The following is a 14,394-nucleotide window of genomic DNA, read 5'->3' as shown; positions in this document are numbered from 1 at the left end:
TTGCGTTTAGCCCCCCTCAACCAACTCGCGACCAACCCGGCCGTTCGAGTTTAGGGGGATAAACGAGAGGTCCAGTCATGGCGATCAAGAACAAGTTCCCCGTCGCGATGGGCGACGTGTTCCCCCACGGCGCGTTCGTGGTGTCCGAGGTCGAGCCGGTCCGGGACTTCGACAAGTCCTCCCCCGGCCGCCCCGTGCAGCAGACCGACAAGGACTCCGGCCTGCCGGTGTGGTCGGTCTCGGTCCTCGACGCCGACCCCGAGGCACGTCGCACCGACAAGACGGTCACGGTGAAGATCGCGGCGCCGCACCAGCCGGTCCCGCCCGAGGCCGCCGCCGGGCTGCCGTTCCGCCCGGTCGAGTTCGACGGCCTCACCGTCACCCCGTACGTGCAGGAGACCGGCGGCCGGCCCCGCGTCGCCTACAGCTTCCGCGCCGCCGGGATGCGTGCCCCCGCCGGTCACGGCCACCGACCGGCGCCGGGCAAGAACCAGGACGCGGCCTGAGCTGCCACTCACCGCCGCTGCACCAGGTGGAGGGAAGCCCGCTGGAACCGGGCTCCCCTCCGATCTTCTTCGCCCCTCGTAGCCCTGCCAGGCACTCAAGACTCAGAAGGACACCGAGCGTAGATGCACTCGTCCCTACCCCGTCATGCCCTGACCACGACCACTCCCACCAACGCCGAGGTCGTGCCGGTGGCACGTCTCGTGGAGGCCGGCCTCCGCCGGGTCGCCGTCGCCATCGCGGCCACACTCGACCCGGTTCCGTCGCTGGACCCGGTCGCGCACGCGGCCCGCGCCCGGCGCCTGGCCGAGCTGCACTCGCGCCGGGCCCGCTGGTGGGCGGTGTTGGAGCGCAGCATCGTCGCCGACCACGCCATGCCGATGATCCACGCCCAGGCCGCCTACGCCGCGGTCTCGGTCGCCGAGCGCGAGGCTCGGTTCTGGTCCGACACCGCCGACGACTGGCAGGCCCGCGCCGACCGGCGTCCGACCTCCGAGGTCGCGGGGGCCATGTCGAACTGGCACGACCTCGGCCTGACCGAGCCCACCGCCCCCGGCCTCCCCGACACCTCGACGGCGGTGGCCCGATGAGCCCCGTGTCGTCCGGCCGGCCGGTGCTGCGGCTGGTCCCCATCACCGACCCCACCGTCGCCGTCACCGGACCAGGCTGGCGCCAAGACGCCGCCTGCCGCGGGTTGGACACCGAGCTGTTCTTCCCCGTCGACGACCGCGCCGCCTCGGTAGAGCCGCCGCGTCGGGTGTGCCGGGGCTGCCCCGTGCGCGCCGCCTGCCTGGCCGACGTCCTCGCCACGGAGGACCCGGCGCGGCGGTTCGGGATCACCGGCGGCACCACCCCCGCGGAGCGCCGGACCCTGCACCGCGCCGGACTCACCATCACCACCGCCCCCGCCACCACGGTCCCGACGGCCGGGGGTGACGTCGCATGAGCGCCGCGAAGCCGCCGCGCCCGCCGCGGTGCGAGGTCTGCCGGACCCCGCTGCACGAGCGCCCCGACCCGCGGCGCCGTCGGTGCGCCGATCACCTCGACCAGCTCGTGCTCGTTCCGCTCACCACCGTCCGTCGGAAGGGAGACCGTCGATGATCACCACCACCCTCGCCGCCGTCGTCACCCCGGCTGCGGACGTGCCGCTGTCCTGGGAGCAGATCAGCATGGTCGGCGGCGCCGCCCTGGCAGCCGTGCTCTACGTCCTGTACCGGGTCGGGCACTACCTCGCGCGGGTCCTGGAAGCCCTCGCCACCGCCGCCGTGGTGTTCGTCGCCCTCTACCTCGCCGCCAAGGGCATCGTCCTCGCGCTGGTGTGGGCGGCCCGGCACTGGCGCACCACCTCCACCATCACGGTGGTGTCGGCGTGGTGCTGGTGGTGGGGCTGGCCGTCGCTGCTGCTCGTCGCGCTCACCGTCGCGGCCGCGCTAGGGCTGTGGCGGGTCGCGGCGCCGCTGCCGTTCGACCACTGGGCCGGGCGGCGGATCCGGTCGTGGTGGCAGCGCTGGGCCGTCTACGCCCCGCGGATGCCGCGCTGGCTGCGCTCCTGCAACCTGACCGTCCCCGACCGGGCCGGGGCCACGGTCATCCAGGTCAACCCGCTCCGACGGACCGCGACCGCGCCCCGGTCCCGGCCGCGCCGCGACCAGCTCCCGCGCATCCTGTCGGTGCGTTCCGGCCCGTCCTGGGACGAAGTGACGGTGCGTCTGGTGCCCGGGCAGACCCCGGAGGACTTCGACACCGCCGCCCGGGCGCTGGCCGTCGCTCGCGGGGTGAACCGCTGCCAGGTCCGCGAGCTGGGCCCGAACGTGGTGTCGATCGACTACCAGCGCCGCAACCTGCTCGACCGCGTCATCGACGCCCCCGTCCTCGACGCGATGGCCGGCCTCACCGGCGACGCGATCGACCTGGACCGAGTCGTGTCCGGGGCGACGGAGTACGGGACCGAGTGGCGGCAGTCGATCCGCGGCAGCCACACCCTGGTCGGCGGCGCCACCGGCGCGGGCAAGGGCTCCCTGATGTGGGCGCCCCTGCTCTCGATCGCACCCGCGATCCGGGACGGCCTGGTGCGGGTCAACGGGATCGACCCCAAGGGCATGGAACTTGCCTACGGCCGCGACGTCTTCCACCGCTACGCCGTCACCTCCCGCGACGCGTTGGCGCTGCTCGACGACCTGGTCGAGCAGATGGAGACCCGCAAACGCGCCCACGCCGGAACCACCCGCCTCGTGCCGATCACCCGCGACACCCCGTTGGAGATCGTCGAGTTCGACGAGATCGGCGCCCTGCTCCGCTACGTCGGCGACCGCAAAACCCGCGAAGCGATCACCGAGCGCATCGCGCTGCTGACCACCCAGGGCCGCGCCCTCGGATACACCGTCCGCGGCTACGTGCAGGAGCCGACCAAGGACACCGTCCCGGTCCGGGAGCTGTTCCCGCGCCGCATCTGCCTGCGCGTGGCCTCCAAGAGCCACGTCGGGATGGTCCTCGGGGACCAGGTCTATGACCGGGGCGCGTGGGCGAACCGCATCGGCGAGTCCGAACCCGGCGTCGGCTACCTGTTCGGCGAGGGCGTCCGCGAACCCCTGCGGGTCCGGGCGTCCTGGGTGCCGGACGAGGCGATCAAGGCTCTCGAACGGTTCGTGACCGCACCCTCCCCGGACCCGGCCCGACGGCCGGCGCCGGTGCTGCCGTTCCGGCCTGGTACGCCCGCTCTGCCCACCGGAGGTGCCGCATGACCGCCGAGCAGACCGCCCCGGCGGCTGTGGACCAGGAGTCGATGACCCGCGCCCAGAAGGCGATGCTCGCCCTCTCGGCCGAGGTCGCGAACCAGCTCGCCGAGGACCACGGAGTGTGCGTCCGACCGCTCGCGATGCGCCGGATCGACCAGAGCACGGGTCGGGTCGACGTCGTTCCCGTGCCGTGCGGGTCGACGCGGGAGGACCAGTGCCGCCCGTGCGCGGAGAAGGCCCGACGCCTGCGGATGGTCCAGTGCCGCGAGGGCTGGCACCTCGAGAACGAACCCATCGCCAAGCCCGCCGACCCCACCACAGCGCAGAAGGAGCTGATGACGGTCCGCGCCGACCTGCACGCCGCCTACACCGACGCCCGCGCCAAGGGCGACGACGCCGAGTGCGAGGAGATCCGCGAGACCGTCGCCGAGCTCGACCAGGAACTACGCGCCCTCGGCGTCCGAGGACGGCTCGCCCCGCTCGACCCCGGCCCGCAGACCGTGCGTCGCTCGACCCGGCGTCGGCAGGACGCGCCGAACCTTCCGCGGCGTCCGGTGGAGGACCGCACCGTGGGCCGGGTGTTCGGCGGGAAGTACCGGCCCTCGACCTTCCTCACGCTCACGCTGGATACCTATGGGCGGGTGGACAAGCACGGCGCCGCCCTCGACCCCGACTCCTACGACTACCGCCGCGCCGCGCGGGACGCGATCCACTTCCCGAAGCTGCTCGACCGGTTCTGGCAGAACACCCGCCGGTGCGTGGGCTGGGACGTGCAGTACTTCGGCACCGTCGAGCCCCAGAAACGCGGAGCACCGCACTTCCACGCCGCCATCCGCGGCACCATCCCCCGCTCCGAGCTGCGCGCGATCACGGCCGCGACCTACCACCAGGTGTGGTGGCCGACCCACGACGAGATCGTCTACAGCGGGGACCGGCTCCCGCGCTGGGACAACCACCACAAGGCGTTCGTCGACCCCGAGACTCGCGAGCCGCTGCCGACCTGGGACGAGGCCACCGACCCGGACGCACTGACCACTCCGGCGCACACGGTGGTGTTCGGGCCGCAGGTCCACGTGAAGGGCATCCTCGGCGGTTCGGAGGAGGCCGGCCGCCACATCGGCTACCTGACCAAGTACCTCACCAAGTCCGTCGGGCAGGCCGCCGGCCTCGACGACACCGCCACGTCCCCTCAGCGGGAACACGCCCGCCGCCTCGCCGCCGAACTCGCGATCACGCCGTGCTCGCCGCGCTGCCCGATCTGGCTGCTCTACGGCATCGAGCCCAAGGGCGCCCGACCCGGCACGACGCCAGGGCATTGCACGGGCAAAGCACACAAGCCCGAGCACCTCGGGATTGCCGGGCGCCGGGTGCTGGTCTCACGGAAGTGGTCCAACAAGTCGCTGTCGGACCACCGGGCCGAGCGGACCGCGTTCGTTCGGCAACTGCTCGACCAGGCCGGGGTGAAGCCCGCCTATGCCGTCGACGACGGCCCGTTCACCTGGGAGACGACCAAGCCCGGGGACAGCGACGTACCACCCCGCACGGTGCTGCTTCTGCACGCGATCAACCAACGCTCCCGATGGCGCGCCGACTACGACGCCGCCCTCCTCGCCACCACCGACGCACCACCCGACGACCGTTCGGCAACCGAGGGAGCAGCGGCATGAAGGCCAAGGATTGGACTCCGGTCGCGGGCACGGAGCAGCTGACGGTGGAGCAGCTGTGCGCGGAGCTGCAGGTGGCTCGTTCGACCTTCTACCAGTGGCGTCAGCTCGGAAGGGGGCCGCGCTGCGTCCGGCTCCCGAACGGTGCGATCCGAGTCTGCCGGGCGGACCTGGATGCCTGGCTCGCTGCTCTGGCGGATGCGGCGTGAGTGGGGACCGCGAGACGACCTACGACGTCCGCATCTGGGGTATCAGCAAGCGCGCCTGGCGCTCGGGCACGACGTACCGGGTGCGTTGGCTGGTGGGACGGAAGGAGTGGCACGACTCGTTCGCCACCCGGGCGCTCGCCGAGAGCTTCCGCGCGGACCTGCTGAGCCTGACGCGCCAGGGTGAGCCCTTTGACGTCGCCTCCGGGCGCCCGATGTCCTGGCAGCGCACCGAGGTCGTGACCACGAGCTGGTACGACCACGCTTGTGCCTACGTCGACATGAAGTGGCCGCACGCCGCCGGTAAGAGTCGTCAGGGTATCGCCGAGTCCCTGGCGACGGTCACTCCCGAGCTGTTGGCCACGACGAAAGGCCGGCCTTCGCTGCCGGTGCTGCGAGAGCTGCTCTACGGCTGGTCGTTCAACGCCCGCCGCCGAGCCGAGGGGCCGCCACCGGCACACCTCGCCCGGGCAGAACGCTGGGTCGCGAAGAACACCCGTCCGGTCACCGATCTCGCCGATCCGCGTGTGCTGCGCCCGGTCCTCGACGCCCTGGCACTGCGCCTCGACGGAAGACCGGCCGCGCCGTCCACGGTCAGCCGGAAACGGGCGATCCTATTCAACGCCGTCGAGTTCGCCGTCGAGCGGGGGCACCTGACCGGGAACCCGCTGACGTCGATCAAGTGGCGGACGCCGAAGCTCGCCGAGGCCGTGGACCCGCGCGTCGTGCTCAACCACGGTCAGGCCCGCACCCTGTTCGCCGCTGTTCGGCAACTGCGCTCAGGCCCGCCGCTCGTGGCGTTCTTCGCGGTCATGTACTACGCCGCTCTGCGTCCCGGTGAGGCTGTGGATCTTCGCAAGGAGGCGTTGGCGCTGCCCGAGTCCGGGTGGGGTGAGCTGTACCTGAGCACGTCCGCCCCGGCCGCCGGTCGGTCGTGGAGTGAGTCCGGCACCCGTCGGGAACCGCGCCAGCTCAAGCACCGCAGCGTGGACGAGGTGCGGGTGGTACCGAGCCCGCCGGAGCTGACCGCGATCCTGCGCGAGCACCTGACCGAGCAAGGCACCACATCGGACGGTCGCCTGTTCCGCGGAGCGCGCGGCGGTGCCCTGTCCGAGAGCCACTACGGGCGTCTGTGGGCTGCTGCCCGACTGGCCGCGCTCTCGCCGGAGGAGGCCACCTCGCCGCTCGCCCGCCGCCCCTACGACCTCCGACACGCCGCGGTGTCGACGTGGCTCAACGGGGGCGTCCCTGCCACCCAGGTCGCCCAGTGGGCCGGGCACAGCGTCAACGTCCTGCTGCGGGTCTACGCCAAGTGCATCGCCGGTCAGGACGACGCCCTGCGCCGCCGGGTCGAGCAGGCTCTCCGCGACGGCCTTTCATGATCGCGTCCGTGATGCGTCCGTGAACACCCGTAGAAGCCCGGTCACAGCCGGACGGACCCGGACAACGAAAGAGACCCCCGGTTCCAGCGTTTCCGCTGGTCGGGGGTCTTTTTCACCTGCTGTGGCTGGTCCAGGATTCGAACCTGGGAAGGCTACGCCGACGGATTTACAGTCCGCTCCCTTTGGCCGCTCGGGCAACCAGCCGGGGTGCACGTCGCTCTCGCTGAGTGCGTGGACGAGGATACGACACGACCGACGGCCCCCCACGAGGGGGCCCCGACCGACCCCGAGGGAGTGACCGATGGCCGACCCGTCGTTCGACGTCGTGAGCAAGGTGGAGCGCCAGGAGGTGGACAACGCCCTGAACCAGGCCGCTAAGGAGCTGTCCCAGCGCTTCGACTTCCGCGGCACCAACACGACGGTCGCGTGGGCCGGCGAGGAGGCCGTGACCTTCGAGTCCGACACCGAGGAGCGTCTGCTCGCCGGGATCGAGGTGTTCAAGGAGAAGCTGATCAAGCGGTCGATCAGCCTCAAGGCGCTCGAGGTGGACGAGCCCCAGCTGTCGGGCAAGTCCTACAAGGCGGGCGGCACGATCCTGCAGGGCATCGCGCAGGACAAGGCCAAGGAGATCAGCAAGGCCATCCGCGACGAGAAGCTCAAGGGTGTCCAGGCCCAGATCCAGGGTGACCAGCTGCGCGTCTCGGGCAAGAAGAAGGACGACCTGCAGGCCGTCATCGCGCTGCTCAAGTCCCGGGACTTCGGCATCGCGCTGCAGTTCACCAACTACCGGTGACCGGCTCCCGCTGAACCGGGCGCCGGGCCCGGGGCGGGCACGGGATCGCCGTGTGCCGGGTCCACCGGCGTCCCGGCACCGCCGGAGCCGCCCCGGTCCGGACCCGGACGACCGGCCGGCGGGAACCCGGCGGCCCCCGGTTCCGCGCGCCGGTCGTCCCGGTGTCGCGCCGGACGACGAGGTCACCCTGCTCCGAGAACGAGATCGAAGCGCTCCGGGGGCATCACGCTCCCGAAGTAGTGGTCCTCGGCCGCCGACCACCGGGCCGTCCAGCCGGCGTCGTGGTCGTCACCGTCACGCTGCACCAGCCGCCGCAGGCGGACCTCGCCCGGGGCCGTCAGCAGCACCCGCAGATCCAGCAGCGGGTGCAGCTCGGGCCGGCAGCTGTAGGCACCCTCGAGCAGGATCAGCGGGGCGGCCACCGCGGTGGTCGCCGACGCGGTCAGCGGGGCGACCTCGGCGTCCCAGTGCTCGCTGTCCCAGTCGAAGCCGCGCCATCGTGCGACACCGTCCGCGCGCAGCCGTTCCAGTACGTCGCGCTGACGGTGCCAGTCGATGACCAGGTCCACCCTCTCCGGAGCGGTCCTCGCGTCCCAGGTCCCCGCGCTGCCGCCGGCGTAGAAGTCGTCGCCCTCGACGACCGTGACCCGTCCCACCCCGTCGGGGTGTCGCGCGAGGTACGCCGCCACCTGCGCGGTGAGGGTCGACTTCCCGGCCCCGCTGCGGCCGTCGACCCCGACGACGAGCGGTCCCTGCCGGGCCGGCAGCGCCTGCCGGAGCCGGATGGCGAGCACCTCCGCCGGTGGGCGCCCGCCGGCGGACGTCGCGGCGACGGCCGGTCGCCGCTCGGGATCCATGCCGCCATGATGGCCCGGGCGCCGTCGGGGTGCGGCTGCGAGGACCTCCCGACGCCGGTCCACGACGCGACGCCGGGACGGGCACGGTCGACGTCTCCGACCGCGGGGGCGTCGGTCAGGGACGCCCGGTCGTCTCCTGCCCGCCCCGCCACACGCCCACGATCGACAGGCTGTCGCCGATCGTGGTGGTCGGGTCGCCGTCGACGAGCAGCAGGTCGGCGCGCAGCCCGGCGGCGATGCGTCCACGGTCGTCGAGGCCGAAACGCCGGGCCGGAACCGCCGTCGCCGCCCGCAGCGCGCGGACCGGGGAGAAGCCCGCCTCGACGAGCAGGGCCATCTCGTGGTGCACGCTCGCGCCGTGCGCCAGGCCACCACCGGAGGGGAAGTCCACAGAGGCATCGGTGCCGACGAGGACGTCCACACCGGCCGTGTCGAGGGCTGCCACGGTGGCCAGCGCGTCGTCGAACGGCGCGTCCCAGGTGGACAGTGACCGGCCCAGGGCCGCGTTCCAGGCCGGAGTCAGCCGGCCGCTGACGCGTGGGTCGGCGGCCGGCTCGGTGGCGGGGATGCCCATGAAGGAGCGGGCGAGCACCAGACAGGGGGTGACGAAGGCCCCCGAGGCGGCCACCGCGTCGACCAGCCGGTCGTCGTGCGGCCGGTCGATGAACAGGTGGACCAGGGCGTCGGTACCGCCCCGGACCGCCTGGTCCCAGGTGGCGGCCGTCTGGGCGTGGGTCATCGCCAGGCGACCGTGCTCGTGGGTGGCCCGCACTCCGGCGTCGTAGGCGTCGTGGGGCAGCAACGGGAGACCGGGGGCGCCCATGACGGTGCCCTCCTCGAGGATGAACTTGACGTAGTCGGAGCCGCCGGCGACGAGACGATCGACCAGGATCCGCGCCTCGTCGGGCGAGCTGGTCTGCGGCCACTGCGCCGGATCGGGGACGCCGGGGCCGCTCAGGCCCGCGAACAGCTGGGTGGGATGACCGTGCGGGGCCGTGACCGGTTGTCCGGCGCTGCGGACGTCGGCGCTGTCGGGACGGGCCGCCCACGCCGCGCGGTCCGCGGCCGAGGACGGGCCCCCCATCTCCAGCACGGTCGTGACCCCGAACCGCAGCGCGGTCGTGAGGTCCTCAGGCAGGGTGTGGGCGTGGGAGTCCACGAGACCGGGCAGCAGGGTGCGGCCGGTGCCGTCGACGGTCCGGTCGACGTGGCCCTGTGGCGCGGGCCCTCCGACGCCGGCCACGAGGCCGTCCTCGACGAGGACCGTCGTGGACGGGTGCACCTGCTCCCCGTCGAAGACGCGGACATCGGTGAAGACGGTGCGCACGGTCGGGTCCTCCGGTGAGGGTCGCGGGCGGGCCGGCTCCTGCGGGACGCAACCCCTCGATGCGCCCCGCCGCCGCCCGTCGGTCGCTCCGACCCTGACGGCCGACCCGGTCGGGAACTGTCCTGGTTCGGCAGACGTCGTGGCCATCGTGTCGACCGTCACCGGTGTCAGGGGTCGGGGACCGCTCACAGCCCCGAGGCGAACACCAGGATCACCGTCCCGTGCGTGAGGGTCGCGGCCAGTACGCCGTGCCCGTGCCGTACCCAGGCACACAGCAGTCCTTCGGCGGCGGTGAACGCCAGGATCGGCCAACCGAGATCGGTCACCGTCGTGGCGAGGAAGACGTGTCCCGCCGCGAAGAGCAGTCCCGACGCGGCGACGGTGCGCGCCGGACCGAATCCCGGGAGCTCGGCGAGCCTGCCCTGCAGCAGCCCGCGGAACAGGACCTCCTCCAGCAGGTTGCCGCCGAACGCGAGCACGGCCAGTGCCGGGAGCAGCCCGATCGCCACCGCCCCTCCGCGCTGCTCGACCGGGACCGTCCGCAACACCGTGGTCAGCGGCACGAGCAGCACCGCGGCGGCGCCGAGGGCGGCGAGCAGCGACCGCGGCCCGATACGGCCCCAGACGACCGTCCCCCGCAGGTCCTGGGGGCCATGGGCGACGACGAGCGACGCCACGACCCCCAGCGTCCCCATACCGAGCAACACCACCGGGTCCGGCGACAGCCGCAACCACAGCAGACCGTGGGGCGCCAGGCCGATCGACCACAGGCCGAGCGGCGTCATCGCGTCCCGGACCAGTACGAACCCCCACACGAGAAGGACGATCCGCAGCAGCGGGGAGGAGCGGCCGACGAGGACGAGACCCGCCCCGAGAACGATCAGGCCGGGCCCCAGCCGCAACGGGTAGTCCACGAGGAAGGTGCTGGTCACCGGACCAGCGTTCGTGCTGCGATGGCGTGGGACAACTCGCGTTCGCGGTCACGCGGAGAGGGGTGCGTGGTGCGGAGAACACCGGCTCAGGAGCGGTCGCGGGCGACCGTGGAGTTCCTCCTGACCGCCGCTGCTCAGGTTTTCGCGCGGGAGGGGCTCGCCGCGACGACCAACCGCATCGCCGACCGGGCCGGCGTGGCCGTCGGCTCGCTGTACCAGTACTTCCCGGACAAGCAGGCGCTGCTCGACGAGCTGGTCGCCCGGCACGTCCGGCAGGCCCGAGCCGGTCTGGACGCGGTCTGCGCCGAGCTGCGCGCGGATCCGCCCGACCCGCGCACGGCCGTACTGCGGATCGCCGACACCGCCGTCACCCTGCATGCCGACCGTCCCCGTCTGCACGCGCTCTTCGCGGCGTTCGCGACCCGCACGCCGGGCGGGGTGGCCGCCGTCGAGGCCGTACGGGAGGACTGTGTCCGGGAGGTGGCGTTCCACCTGTCCCGGCGGCCGGGCACCGCCGACCCGGACGGGCTCGCCCGCACCCTGGTGCTCGCCGTCGACGGCCTGCTCCACCACGCGCCGGCCGCCGCGCAGGTGCAGCGGCAACGGGTGCGGGAGCTCGCGCGGCTCGTCGACCGCTAGACCACGGTGGGCCGCAGGTGCGCCCACGGTCGCGCCCGCTCCAGCTGCGCCGCCAGCGCCAGCAGCAGCGGCTCGGCCCCGGGCCGTCCGACGAACTGCACCCCCAGCGGAAGCCCGGACGCCGTCCGGTACAGCGGCACCGACGACGCCGGCCGCCCGGTCAGGTTCGCCAGCTGGGTGTAGGGCACCGGGGCGAAGTTGGCGTCCACCAGGCTCTCGACCAGCCCGAGCCGCCCGAACAGGCCGGATGCGCCGGCACGCAGCAGCACCTGCGCACCGAGCCGCGCCGGGGCGGGCAGCGCCAGCTCCCCGATCGGCCACGGCGGGCGGGCGAGGGTCGGTGTGAGGAGCAGGTCGTAGCGCTCGTGGAACGCGGCCAGCGCTCGGGTGTGGTCCTGGCGGCGGGCGAGCGCGGCGAGGTAGGCGGGCGCGGGGGTGGCCCGGCCGATCGCGGCCATCACCCGGGTCTCGGTCTCGAACGCGTCGTCCCCGCAGCCGGTCAACGCCCGCGCCGAGGCCACCTGGGCCGAGATCGTGGAGAACCAGGTGGTGAGGAAGTCGGTCGCCAGCGCACGGCCGTCCAGCGCGGGAGCGGACTCCTCGACGACGTGTCCGAGCGAGGTCAGCAGCTCGGCCGCGTCGGTGGCCGCGGCGACCGCCTCGGGGTCGACCCCGGTGCCCAGCGGCGACGCGGTCGCCAGCCCGATCCGCAGCGGCGCCGGGTCGTCGCGGACCGCGTCGGCGTAGGGGCGCTCCGGCGGACGCACCACGTAGGGCCCTGCCGCCTCCGGCCCGGCCGTCACGTCGAGCAGGGCCGCCGAGTCCCGCACGGTCCGCGACAGGACGCCCTGCACCGCGGCCCCGTGGAAGCCCTCTGCGACGTCCGGTCCGGACGGTGTCACACCGCGGCCCGGCTTCAGCCCGAACAGCCCGCAGGCGGCGGCCGGGATGCGGATGGAGCCGCCGCCGTCGCTCGCACCGGCCGCGGGGACGATCCCGGCGGCGACGGCCGCGGCGGACCCGCCGGAGCTGCCGCCCGGGGTGCGGGTGGGGTCCCACGGGTTACGGGTCGGCCCACCGAGTGCGGGCTCGGTGACGGCGCGGGCGCCGAACTCGGGGGTGGCGGTCCGTCCGAACACGACGAGACCGGCCCCGGTCCAGCGCCGGACCACGGTGGACGTCTCGGGGCGCGGGTGGTCGGCGAGCGGCCGGCAGCCGGACGCCGTCGGGACCCCGGCGATGTGCTGGGCGAGGTCCTTCACCAGGAACGGGACGCCGGCGAACGGTCCGGTCAACGGCCCGCGTGCGCGGGAACGGGCGGCGTCGTCGAGCCGCAGCCGGATGGCGTTGAGGCCCGGCTCGACGGCGTCGGCACGGGCGACGGCGGCCTCGAGCAGGTCGGCCGCGCTCACCTCACCCGCGGCGACGAGTGCGGCCAGCCCGACGGCGTCGTGGCTGCGGTAGTCCTCCCAGGAGATCCCCACGGCGGGGATACAAGCAGATCGCTCAGGGAGTGGACACCGGGGCGGGCGCCGGGGCCGGCCCCGCGTCCGACGTGCCGGTGACCCCGGCGACGACGCCGAGCGCCAGGACGACCGCCGTGGCCGCCCCCAGGACGACGGGCAGGACCGGGCGGGTACGGGCCGGGAAGTCCGGCAGCCGGAACCCGCCGGAGCTCCGGACACCGGTGGCAGCGGGCAGCGGCGCCGGACGGGACGGCTCGGGGAGCCGCTCGACGGCCGGGGCCTGCGCGCGGGGCGCCGAGGGAAACCGCGCCGGCGGCCGCTGTGCGGACGCCGGGTACCGGGCCGCGGTGGGGTGTGGGGGCCCCACCGGACGGGACGGGTGCCGCCGCGCCGCCGCGGCGTACTGCCCGGGGGCGTACTGCCCCGGTACGAACGCGCCCGGTGCCCGCGGGTGCCCGACGCGGACGGGTCGTCGCCCGCCGGGGCCCAGCTCGTCACGGGGGCGCGGCACGACCGGCAGGGCGGTGGTGGGCGCGTCGTCGTCGGCCGGGCGGGTGCCGGGCGCCGCGCCCGGGGCCGCCGCAGTGACGGCCGGGGGCGGCTCGGCCGCCCCGGGCGCGGGCGCGACCGGTGCGTCGGGGTCGGTGGTGGTGGCCGGCGGGTCGGTGTCCGCGGGCGCGGTGACCGGCGTGTCCGGGTCCGGGTCCGGGTCCGCGGTGGAGCGGGCCGACGGCACCGCGACCTGCTCCCCCGGTACGGGTCCGCCCGTGGCGTCGTCCCCCGGGCGGGCCGGTGACGGCACCTCGGCCGGACCGCCCTGCAGCGGCACCGACGGCGTCCCGCCGGTGTCGGTCAGCGCGTGGCGGGGCCGCTGGGACGGGATCTCGCTCATGGGTCCTCTTCCGCAGGGGGAGCTCTGCCCTTCCGGTGTCATCGCTCCCGGGCCCCGAACCGTTACCGAACAGCGACCCGGGGACGCACAACCGTCTGCGGAACGACATGGTCAGCGGCGCGCCATCTGCTGCAGGCGCGCGATGCGGTCCTCGATCGGCGGGTGGGTGGAGAACCACTTCGCCATCCGCTCACCCGGCCGGAAGGGGTTGGCGATCATCAGGTGCGACTGCGAGGTGAGCCGGGGGTCCGGCGGCAGCGGGGCGGCAGCGGTGCCGTACCTGAGCTTGTGCAGCGCCGACGCCAGCCCCAGCGGGTCCCCGGTGAGGTCGGCGCCGGACGCGTCGGCCTGGTACTCCCGCGACCGGCTGACCGCCATCTGTACCACGCCCGCCGCGACCGGCCCGAGGAACGCCACGAGGATGATCGCGATCGGGTTGGGCCGGTCCTCGTCGCTCCCGCCGAACAGGGAGGCGAACATGGCGAAGTTGGCGATGAACTGCACCGCGGTGGCCAGCGCCCCGGCGATCGAGGAGATCAGGATGTCGCGGTTGTAGACGTGGCTGAGCTCGTGCCCGATGACGGCGCGCAGCTCGCGCTCGTCGAGCAGGTGCAGCAGACCGGTGGTCACGCAGACCGCGGCGTGGCGCGGGTTGCGGCCGGTGGCGAACGCGTTGGGGGCGTCGGTGGGGCTGATGTGCAGCGACGGCATCGGCTGGCGGGCGCGCTGGCTGAGCTCGCGCACGATCCGGAACAGCTGCGGGTACTCGGCCTCGGTGATGGGCTGCGCGTGCATCGAGCGCAGGGCCGTCTTCGCCGAGTTGAAGTAGGCCCACCCGTTCACCGCGAACGCGACGACGAGGGCGATGACCAGTCCGCCGCGACCGCCCAGGACCCCGCCGATCGCGAGGATCAGGGCGCTCATCGCGCCGAGGAGGACGGCCGTCTTCAGACCGTTCATGTGGCTGTGCACGCCGGGGTCACCTTTCCGTGCGGTC

General features: G+C 73.9%; 15 protein-coding genes and 1 tRNA gene. 9 read left to right on the top strand and 7 right to left on the bottom strand.

Annotated elements, in window-relative coordinates; all coding sequences use genetic code 11:
* Positions 1–77: 77 nt before the first annotated feature.
* The 7 genes from KPF47_RS14165 (at position 78) to KPF47_RS14135 (ending at position 6,491) form a co-directional block, all read left to right on the top strand.
* On the top strand, positions 78–506 hold the full coding sequence (locus tag KPF47_RS14165; protein ID WP_224389272.1) for a plasmid replication, integration and excision activator: 429 nt from the start codon (positions 78–80) through the stop codon (positions 504–506).
* Positions 507–695: 189 nt separating this feature from the next.
* Positions 696–1,094, top strand: a complete 399-nt coding sequence (locus KPF47_RS14160; RefSeq protein WP_224389271.1) for a hypothetical protein — start codon at positions 696–698, stop codon at positions 1,092–1,094.
* A complete protein-coding gene (locus KPF47_RS14155; RefSeq protein ID WP_224389270.1) occupies positions 1,091–1,450 on the top strand; it encodes a WhiB family transcriptional regulator in 360 nt (119 codons plus the stop codon). The genes KPF47_RS14160 and KPF47_RS14155 overlap by 4 nt, the downstream gene beginning before the upstream one ends.
* Before the next feature lie 223 nt (positions 1,451–1,673).
* Positions 1,674–3,245 carry an FtsK/SpoIIIE domain-containing protein gene (locus KPF47_RS14150; protein WP_224389916.1) on the top strand — a complete coding sequence of 524 codons (1,572 nt, stop codon included), beginning with the start codon at positions 1,674–1,676 and terminating at the stop codon, positions 3,243–3,245.
* Positions 3,242–4,906, top strand: a complete 1,665-nt coding sequence (locus KPF47_RS14145) for a helitron helicase-like domain-containing protein (protein WP_224389269.1) — start codon at positions 3,242–3,244, stop codon at positions 4,904–4,906. Before KPF47_RS14150 ends, KPF47_RS14145 begins: the two co-directional genes overlap by 4 nt.
* Positions 4,903–5,112 (top strand): AlpA family transcriptional regulator, encoded by a 210-nt coding sequence (locus tag KPF47_RS14140; protein ID WP_224389268.1) that lies wholly within the window; start codon positions 4,903–4,905, stop codon positions 5,110–5,112. The genes KPF47_RS14145 and KPF47_RS14140 overlap by 4 nt, the downstream gene beginning before the upstream one ends.
* Positions 5,109–6,491 carry a tyrosine-type recombinase/integrase gene (locus KPF47_RS14135; protein ID WP_224389267.1) on the top strand — a complete coding sequence of 461 codons (1,383 nt, stop codon included), beginning with the start codon at positions 5,109–5,111 and terminating at the stop codon, positions 6,489–6,491. The genes KPF47_RS14140 and KPF47_RS14135 overlap by 4 nt, the downstream gene beginning before the upstream one ends.
* Before the next feature lie 122 nt (positions 6,492–6,613).
* Here KPF47_RS14135 and KPF47_RS14130 read toward each other — a convergent pair.
* Positions 6,614–6,695, bottom strand: a tRNA-Tyr gene (locus KPF47_RS14130).
* 97 nt (positions 6,696–6,792) lie between these two features.
* Here KPF47_RS14130 and KPF47_RS14125 point away from each other — a divergent pair.
* Complete coding sequence (locus KPF47_RS14125) at positions 6,793–7,284, top strand: YajQ family cyclic di-GMP-binding protein (protein ID WP_224389266.1); 492 nt, start codon at positions 6,793–6,795, stop codon at positions 7,282–7,284.
* Positions 7,285–7,466: 182 nt separating this feature from the next.
* On the opposite strand, the gene KPF47_RS14120 is transcribed toward KPF47_RS14125, so the two are convergent.
* The 3 genes from KPF47_RS14120 to KPF47_RS14110 form a co-directional block, all read right to left on the bottom strand.
* Positions 7,467–8,141, bottom strand: a complete 675-nt coding sequence (locus tag KPF47_RS14120; RefSeq protein WP_224389265.1) for a uridine kinase — start codon at positions 8,139–8,141, stop codon at positions 7,467–7,469.
* 115 nt (positions 8,142–8,256) lie between these two features.
* Complete coding sequence (locus KPF47_RS14115; RefSeq protein WP_224389264.1) at positions 8,257–9,468, bottom strand: amidohydrolase family protein; 1,212 nt, start codon at positions 9,466–9,468, stop codon at positions 8,257–8,259.
* A 185-nt stretch (positions 9,469–9,653) separates the two neighbouring features.
* On the bottom strand, positions 9,654–10,400 hold the full coding sequence (locus KPF47_RS14110) for a CPBP family intramembrane glutamic endopeptidase (RefSeq protein ID WP_224389263.1): 747 nt from the start codon (positions 10,398–10,400) through the stop codon (positions 9,654–9,656).
* Between the two features lie 69 nt (positions 10,401–10,469).
* Between KPF47_RS14110 and KPF47_RS14105 the strand changes: the two genes are divergently transcribed.
* Positions 10,470–11,039 (top strand): TetR/AcrR family transcriptional regulator, encoded by a 570-nt coding sequence (locus tag KPF47_RS14105; protein ID WP_224389262.1) that lies wholly within the window; start codon positions 10,470–10,472, stop codon positions 11,037–11,039.
* On the opposite strand, the gene KPF47_RS14100 is transcribed toward KPF47_RS14105, so the two are convergent.
* The 3 genes from KPF47_RS14100 to htpX form a co-directional block, all read right to left on the bottom strand.
* Positions 11,036–12,517: an amidase gene (locus KPF47_RS14100; protein WP_224389915.1), complete on the bottom strand. Its 1,482-nt coding sequence runs from the start codon at positions 12,515–12,517 to the stop codon at positions 11,036–11,038. The genes KPF47_RS14105 and KPF47_RS14100 overlap by 4 nt on opposite strands.
* Positions 12,518–12,545: 28 nt before the next feature.
* Entirely contained in the window at positions 12,546–13,397 is an 852-nt protein-coding gene (locus KPF47_RS14095; protein WP_224389261.1) for a hypothetical protein, read from the bottom strand.
* Between the two features lie 111 nt (positions 13,398–13,508).
* Positions 13,509–14,369 carry a zinc metalloprotease HtpX gene (gene htpX / locus KPF47_RS14090; protein WP_224389260.1) on the bottom strand — a complete coding sequence of 287 codons (861 nt, stop codon included), beginning with the start codon at positions 14,367–14,369 and terminating at the stop codon, positions 13,509–13,511.
* Positions 14,370–14,394 lie beyond the last annotated feature (25 nt).

The organism is Pseudonocardia sp. ICBG1293 (assembly GCF_020131355.1).
GTDB lineage: Bacteria > Actinomycetota > Actinomycetes > Mycobacteriales > Pseudonocardiaceae > Pseudonocardia.
Note: the sequence above shows the minus strand (reverse complement) of the source record. Positions and strands in the feature narration are given on the sequence as shown.

Coding starts and splice junctions, on each gene's coding strand:
- KPF47_RS14165 (WP_224389272.1), top strand. CDS start 78: ATGGCGATCAAGAACAAGTTCCCCGTCGCGATGGGCGACGTGTTCCCC.
- KPF47_RS14155 (WP_224389270.1), top strand. CDS start 1,091: ATGAGCCCCGTGTCGTCCGGCCGGCCGGTGCTGCGGCTGGTCCCCATC.
- KPF47_RS14150 (WP_224389916.1), top strand. CDS start 1,674: ATGGTCGGCGGCGCCGCCCTGGCAGCCGTGCTCTACGTCCTGTACCGG.
- KPF47_RS14145 (WP_224389269.1), top strand. CDS start 3,242: ATGACCGCCGAGCAGACCGCCCCGGCGGCTGTGGACCAGGAGTCGATG.
- KPF47_RS14140 (WP_224389268.1), top strand. CDS start 4,903: ATGAAGGCCAAGGATTGGACTCCGGTCGCGGGCACGGAGCAGCTGACG.
- KPF47_RS14125 (WP_224389266.1), top strand. CDS start 6,793: ATGGCCGACCCGTCGTTCGACGTCGTGAGCAAGGTGGAGCGCCAGGAG.
- KPF47_RS14120 (WP_224389265.1), bottom strand. CDS start 8,141: ATGGATCCCGAGCGGCGACCGGCCGTCGCCGCGACGTCCGCCGGCGGG.
- KPF47_RS14095 (WP_224389261.1), bottom strand. CDS start 13,397: ATGAGCGAGATCCCGTCCCAGCGGCCCCGCCACGCGCTGACCGACACC.